The 1,159-nt window shown below is 71.7% G+C and carries 1 protein-coding gene; it reads left to right on the plus strand.

The features are described 5' to 3' along the window. Nucleotides 1-1,159 (plus strand): ABC transporter permease (locus tag TN53_RS40750; RefSeq protein ID WP_046263927.1); only part of this gene is annotated, 1,159 nt, incomplete at both ends.

The raw sequence follows: 1,159 nt of genomic DNA on the forward strand, positions 1-1,159 counted from the left end.
GGTGAAGGCACTCGGGTCGAAGGACACCCCGGTCACGAGTCAGATGCTCTACCGCTTCGACTCCGCCGGCACCAAGAGCCAGATCGCCGCCCACCGGAAGAAGCTCGCAGCCGCCGTGCCGTCCGGTGCGCTCCTGGGCAGCCAGTCCTACCTGGACACCAAGCGCGCCGCCGACCGGAACGCCGCCCCGACCATCCCGTTCCTCATCGCCTTCGGCGTGCTAGGCATCGTCATGTCGGTGATCATCGTCGGCAGCGTCATCAGCGGCGCGGTCGGGACCAGTCTGCGCAGGATCGGCATCCTCAAGGCCATCGGCTTCACTCCGCGTGAAGTCGTCCGGGCCTACATCGCCCAGGCACTCCTCCCGGCCGGTGCCGGTATCGCGCTGGGCGTCGTCCTGGGCAACCTCATGGCCCTGCCGCTCCTGGAGGACACCGAGACGGTCTACGGCACGGTCTCGCTGACGGTCGCCTGGTGGGTGGACGTCCTGGTGGCGGCCGTCGCCCTGCTCGTCGTCGGGATCGCGGCGCTGGTCCCCGCGCTGCGGGCCGGAAGGCTGCGGACCGTCGAGGCCATCGCCGTCGGCCGGGCACCCCGGACGGGACGCGGCCAGTGGGCACACCGGGCGGCGGGCCGGCTGCCGCTGCCCCGCGCGGTGACCTACGGTCTGGCGAGCCCCTTCGCCCACCCGGTCCGTACCCTCGCGATGCTCCTCGCCGTGGCCTTCGGCACGGTCGCGGCGACCTTCGCGCTGGGGCTGACCTCGTCGCTGAACGAGGTGGCGGCGGCCGGGGACCCCGATCGCCGCAACGACGTGAGCGTCTTCGCGGGCGGTCCCACCATCGGCAAGGGCGAACACGTCCCCGCACCGGGCACGAGCGTCCCCCCACCGGCCGACCCGGCGAAGGTGAGCGCCGCCATCAAGGCACAGTCGGGCACCGCCCTATACTACGGCGTGGCCCAGGAGGAAGCCACCGTGCCCGGAGTCTCCGGCACCGTCCGGGTCACCCTCTACGACGGTGATTCGAGCTCCGGCAGCTACGCGATGATCTCCGGCCACTGGATCACAGGGCCCGGCCAGGTCATCGTCTCCTCCCACTTCCTGGAGACCACCGGCACCGAGATCGGCGACACCGTGCGGGTGACCGCCGGCAAGGAC

Origin of the sequence: Streptomyces sp. WM6386 (assembly GCF_000972385.1) — a bacterium.
In the GTDB taxonomy this organism is placed as follows: Bacteria; Actinomycetota; Actinomycetes; order Streptomycetales; family Streptomycetaceae; genus Streptomyces.